Raw genomic sequence first — 5,732 nt, forward strand, 5'->3', positions numbered from 1 at the left:
TATTTTCTGTTAATGCCATCTTATTTTTTTCACAGCCATGAGTCAATTTCAAAATTTTCAGAATAATCATGAATTATTTTAATAATAGAATTTGTTGGGCATTTAGCAACCTTTCCGCAATTCTTTTGGTGCTGCCCTAGATAACTGGGGCAATTCAAAATCATTTAAAATACCCCGTATAAGAAAAAACCGTCTAAACCCCTATAAACAAAACAAACTGATTGGGCTGTCCGTCGCAAGCGTTACCGCACGCACGGCTGCTGGGCCGGCTGGTGTCAACCAAAGGCAAACGCTGGCCGGAAAAGCCTGAGACCTTTGCAAAATACAAACGCATCAACCAAAGCGGCTAATTGGATTATCGATTAGCCGCTTTGCCTTTTTGAGTACTGTTTCTGCCCTTATTTTCCTCTTTTCAGGGCGTATTTCCTGCCTTTCAGGCAGCAACAGGCGCCTTTATTTAACAAGGTTCAGCTACACCGCTTTTAAATGGCTTTACGCCCATACTTTGTGTAAGCCGGAATAACGCGCCCGTTTGCAGCCGGATTTCCGGTGCAACATCCCCAAAGGTTGTTCGGCCGCATAACGGTTTTCCGACAGCTGCTTGTTTCACTGCTTGTCTTCCCCTGTTACAGGTTTGCCCTTGTGCGCTTTGCACATAAATGCCATCTGAAAGCCGCTTTCTTCCTTCGCAAATGCACCCCGGGCAGTACGGCTTTGAACACAGGCAGCCGCAGGTAGGTGGAATAACCCCGGCGGTCGTGAAGGTAACGGGTCTTGTGTTGGTGGCACAGTTGTTTGACGGGCGGCCAATCAAGTATGTTGTCGGATTTGATGAGAGGAGCGCTGTCGGGCTCGACCATCATGATTTGGGCTTGTTGGTAGAATGAAGCTGCTCATGGAAAATGTCTCTAAATTCTTTCAAAGTAAATTTAGAGGCGTGTTAGGGGTTTTACAAAGGGCTCCGGCTGAACATCTGTTCATGTTGCTCCGAAGTTGCAAGCTTTCTTCCGTCTTCTTTTTTCATTGGCCGTATATGGAGGTTTACTCTATTTTTCAATATCTTATTGCCAAATCTACTATTAAGACCTATTGCAAATAATCGGATGCCGTCTGAAACATACTGTTTTCAGACGGCATCCGATTATTATTGTAGTGAATTGATTTAGCTTATGCCGAATTTTGCTGCTTACGAAGAATGGTTTTGGCAGAATCAACCATCGCTACAAAAGCTGCTGCCGACATCATCGCATCTTTCAATACTAAGCGGCCGGCGCCGGAAAGATAGGGAAAGCCGGTATGCGCGTCTTGGCCGTGCACCCAAGTTTCAGGGGTAAAAATCAGAAACGTATAGGTAACAAAAGGGGTGAGAAAGCATAAAATCGCACCTGCAAATCCTATTTTGGGTGAAATATAATGTGCAAGCAACATCAGAGCAAAAGTAATTTCAACTACACCCAGACCGTTGGAATAACCATAGGTATTGTTCATTTCATGCCAAGCCCGGTGTTCCAGATTTAATACACCTTCATGATTCATATATTGCAGATAATTGAGAGGATCATTATACAACCATGACATAAACGGACTGTTGGCTACGAAAGGCACAATGCTGTCTGCCTCGTAGGGAATAAACTTCAGCCAACCTATCCATAAGAACACGATCGCGATGGAAATCCGGCAGAGATGTACACCGAATTGGTCGGAGCTAGCAATTTTTTGCAAGAAGCTTTGACAAAAAGCCATTATTTTTTCCTTTCGATATTATTTCAGTATGACGTTTGAAGCCATCACTGTACACATTACACTACAGAAACATTTCTAATTGAATGTACTGTTATCTTCTCATGACTGCCATTTTTTTATTTGTTTAAAAATCTCATTTACTGGCACAAAAGTAATATTTGATAAATACTTTTAGTTTCGTTCAAGTCATTTTTAATCTCAGCCGCATACTTGGGGAGCCAATGCCGAAAGCTGCAAATCCTGAAACGGTTACCACAAACTCTACCACTGAGACAAACAACAATGCGCCGATCCGGTTACCGGCAATTTAACTTCACTGCGCTTGGACATTTGTAGTCGGAGAGGCAGACTTCAGCTGCACCGGTACCAATCCGTTTTTATTGTTGGATTAACATTTTATTCACTTATGGAAAATAAACAAAAGGCCGTCTGAAAATAAATTTTCAGACGGCCTTTTGCCAAATCATCTAAAACAATTAAATCTTAACGAACCACCAGCTTACATTTGGCCTAGAATTTATTGTTTGGTGCTTAGGAAGCAAAATTACCAAAGAAAACGTGATAAGATACTGATATAAAATTAAAAAAGTAATTATCAAAAGTTCAGCAAAATTTCAGAACTGAAATTCAGCGTAATAATCCGCTGTTGCGCGCTTGAGTTAACTGTTTCCGATACCTCCAACATGACCGTCATCAGTATCCGCAGTATCCATCCTGTCTGCCTGAAAATCAGGCCCAGGATTAAATCCTTATGCGGACCAAATCTGCCCCTGTCCGGCATTGTCGAATCAGACGGGCCTTAGGTGTACGGCGCATCAGGGATAGGCGTAGGCGCAGTGTTTCGGGTAAAACCATTTTACTTTCCGATTTGTCTTCAAGAATATTGAAGCGTAACAGCGTTGTTTTAATAGCGGGATTGTTCCTGATGCGTCAAAAGCTCCGTTAACCAAAATGAATATGCAGCCACATTTCTGCCGACAGCGGAATCGACACTGAATGACCGGAAGGTATATGATGATACCAATACACCGGTGCCAATTCAGGTGCGCTTTTTTTGTTTTGTTGGATGCGCATATTGCCGGCATCGTCGCAGGTCGGGGATTGGGCGCGTAAACATTCCAGCGGCTGTTACACAATGGGCAGTGCATATGGCGGAGACTGTTTAAATTGCTTTGAATTAATACCATGCTGCCGACGGGTTCGGTGCCGCAGCAAGGGCAGAGAGTGCGCTCTTAGGTCGGCGGCACATGTTCGTTGGTCAATTGTAATGCCCATGCCGTCCAAATCACTTGCAGTGCAGCCTGTACCCGGATTTCGGCCGATTGGTCTTGTGTTTCGGTGGCTTGAGTCAACACGCAGTGCGCCAAGGCTCTAGCTTGTTGTTGGCTCAAGGCTTTTAATTTGCTGACTTCGATGGCAGCGGTAGCGGTGATTTTACCGTTGATTTCTTTCAAAATATCGTTAAATACTTTAAAAAATTCAGACACCACATCAACAGTTGCGACTTCAGGCAAAACGGTCGCACCGTGTCCTGATTAGTTTAAAGCCAATTTATGACCTGACATCGCGGCTGTTGCGCTTCGCATACGGTGGCAAGCTGCATCAGGTAAAGATGCTATTCGCTTTTGTCTGCCTGCGCCAATTTTTCAAAACGCACGGCGCGTTTGGCAAAGATTTCTGCTTTCGGTGCCAGCCAGAAAGAGGTGTGGAACAAGCCTTTCTGGATTTACTTGGCAGGCCTGATGGTGGTGGTTTTCATGTATTTTCCTTATGGTGTGTGTTTCAGACAGCCTAATCGACAGACTGTCTGAGGGCACATTCAAACGCTTATTTGACGATATATTGCGGATAGGTATAAACGGTAAATCTTTGCTCACGGACAAAACCGATTAAGGCCATGCCGGCTTGTTCGGCCAGACGCACGGCCAGTTCGGTTGGGGAGGACACAGCGGCAAAGCCGCCTATGTCCATCGCTGCAGCCTTAGCGACCATTTTGTAGCCGGCATGGCTGGAAATCAGTGTAAAACCTTGCTGCCAGTCATATCCTTCGCGTATGCCGTGACCGATTAATTTGTCTAATGCACTGTGGCGGCTGACGTCTTCAAAAGCGGCCAAAATATTGCTGTTTTGCACCCAAGCCACACCTTGTACCGAAGTGACGGCTTGGTGCAATGGTGGCGGTCGAAACCGGCTAAGGCCGTCTGAATCTCAGAAAAGGGCAGGGCTTGCCCGCGTGCCACTTGATGCAATTTAGGTTTGACTGCAGCCAAGCTGTCGATGCCGCACAAACCGCATCTTGTGCGGCCGGCCATGTTGTGGCGGTGTTCTTTCAAAACTTGGAAACGCGCTGAAGCAATCTCAAGATGCAATTGCAGGCTTCGTTGGCTTCGATATCGTAAAGTTCGGCTGGCGTGATCAGAATACCTTCACTGAAGCCCAATGCCAATGCTTCTAAATTTTGCGACGTCGCCATCAACACGACATAGGTTGCCGTTATAAACTAAGGCAGCAGCCGTTTCTTCGGCATGTACGTCTTGTTCTTCATGCAGGTTGTTTGAGCCGGAAGAATAGTACACTGTAGCTTTGCAGACTTAGGAAAATCATGGTTCAAGCCGTCTGAAAACCAACATTAGCGCGATTTTTTCTGCTTCTTAATCCAAATGAACCAAAGTCAGGTATATCATTCTAATAGTTGATTTTAATGATTAAGGTTATCAAAATGAATGCCGTAAATAAAACATTATTAGCGGCTGCCGTAGCAGTGGGTTTGAGTGCATGCGAAGCCACATCGGACAAAGTAAAACATGATTTGGATTTTTCCAAACAGAAATACACTGTGCAAAGTATGGCCGTAAATGGTGAAACCATCAAATTCCGCGCTTATGAAGGGATTGTGTACGTAAAAAATCCGGTTGATGCCGAATATGAAGTGATGAATATTTATGTGCCGGAACAGTATTATCAAGGCGGCAGTATTGATGGCTTTACGGCAGAAACCGCACCAATTTTCTTCCCCAATCAAATCGGCGGCTATATGCCGGCCAAACCGGCCAAGCCTGAATTGAAAAGCCCGAGGGGGCTTATGGCGGGAAATGCAGTCAAATCACCGAATGCTGCTGCGGTGGCCTTATTGAAAGGCTATGTCGTGGCATCAGCAGGTGCGCGCGGACGAACTTCCGCCAACGGCAAAGCGCCGGCGGCGGTTGCGGACTTAAAAGCCGCGATCCGCTATTTGAAAGCCAACGATAAAGTGATGCCGGGCGATGCCGGAAAAATCATTGCTAACGGCACCAGTGCGGGCGGGGCATTATCTGCCTTATTAGGCGCAACCGGCAATCATCGCGATTATGACGCGCATTTGAAAGCCTTGGGCGCGGCCGATGCAGGTGATGATATTTTTGCCGTTTCCGCATATTGTCCGATTACTGATTTAGAACATGCCGACATGGCTTATGAATGGCAGTTCAACGGTGTGAACGATTACAAAAAAATGAATGTGACCATGCTGGATTACAATGTGAAGCGCGAGTTGGTGCCGGGCACGTTAACTGATGATCAAAAAGTGTTGTCGGATAAATTGAAACCGATGTATCCGGCCTACATCAACAGTCTTCATCTGAAAGATGCACAAGGTCGCGCGTTGACTTTGGATCAGAATGGTAACGGCAGCTTCAAAAACTTTGTGAGCGGCTTTTTGGCGCAATCAGCACAAAAAGAATTAGATGCCGGTAAAGAAGTGAAAGCAGACTGGTTGACAGTAAAAAACGGCAAAGTGAGCGCGGTTGATTTCGCCCAATATGCTCAAACAGCAGGTCGTCAGAAAACACCGCCTGCATTTGACGATGTGGATTTATCGACCGGTGAGAACCAGTTGTTTGGCAATGCCAATACCGACAAGCAACACTTCACCGCGTTTGCCATGGAAAACAGCACGGCTCAAAACGCGGCTTTAGCTAATGCACAAGACATTAAAATGATGAATCCGCTGA

At 45.6% G+C, this 5,732-nt stretch carries 5 protein-coding genes and 3 pseudogenes; 3 read left to right on the top strand and 5 right to left on the bottom strand.

Annotated features, from left to right (window positions below; translation table 11 throughout):
• Window positions 1–178: 178 nt before the first annotated feature.
• Window positions 179–283, top strand: a pseudogene (locus C7N83_RS12765) (IS1595 family transposase); the annotation flags it as partial.
• 884 nt (window positions 284–1,167) lie between these two features.
• Here C7N83_RS12765 and rclC read toward each other — a convergent pair.
• On the bottom strand, window positions 1,168–1,743 hold the full coding sequence (gene rclC / locus C7N83_RS12775) for a reactive chlorine resistance membrane protein RclC (RefSeq protein ID WP_106743107.1): 576 nt from the start codon (window positions 1,741–1,743) through the stop codon (window positions 1,168–1,170).
• A 611-nt stretch (window positions 1,744–2,354) separates the two neighbouring features.
• Between rclC and C7N83_RS16350 the strand changes: the two are divergent.
• Window positions 2,355–2,740, top strand: a pseudogene (locus C7N83_RS16350) (IS1595 family transposase); the annotation flags it as partial.
• Window positions 2,741–2,867: 127 nt separating this feature from the next.
• On the opposite strand, the pseudogene C7N83_RS17255 reads toward C7N83_RS16350, so the two are convergent.
• From C7N83_RS17255 to C7N83_RS14965, 4 genes and pseudogenes are all read right to left on the bottom strand, one after another.
• A pseudogene (locus C7N83_RS17255) lies at window positions 2,868–2,954 on the bottom strand (hypothetical protein); the annotation flags it as partial.
• 21 nt (window positions 2,955–2,975) lie between these two features.
• The gene (gene fdhE, locus C7N83_RS12790; RefSeq protein ID WP_106743112.1) at window positions 2,976–3,257 is read right to left on the bottom strand and encodes a formate dehydrogenase accessory protein FdhE domain-containing protein; all 282 of its coding nucleotides are present in this window, start codon (window positions 3,255–3,257) and stop codon (window positions 2,976–2,978) included.
• Window positions 3,258–3,570: 313 nt separating this feature from the next.
• Entirely contained in the window at window positions 3,571–3,915 is a 345-nt protein-coding gene (locus C7N83_RS12795; protein ID WP_106743113.1) for a formate dehydrogenase accessory sulfurtransferase FdhD, read from the bottom strand.
• A gap of 157 nt (window positions 3,916–4,072) precedes the next feature.
• On the bottom strand, window positions 4,073–4,222 hold the full coding sequence (locus C7N83_RS14965; protein WP_170064913.1) for a hypothetical protein: 150 nt from the start codon (window positions 4,220–4,222) through the stop codon (window positions 4,073–4,075).
• 240 nt (window positions 4,223–4,462) lie between these two features.
• On the opposite strand from C7N83_RS14965, the gene C7N83_RS12800 reads away from it, so the two are divergent.
• Window positions 4,463–5,732: subtype B tannase (locus tag C7N83_RS12800; protein WP_106743115.1), on the top strand; the 1,270-nt coding region annotated here is incomplete at its 3' end.

Source organism: Neisseria iguanae (assembly GCF_003013245.1).
Classification (GTDB): Bacteria; Pseudomonadota; Gammaproteobacteria; order Burkholderiales; family Neisseriaceae; genus Neisseria; species Neisseria iguanae.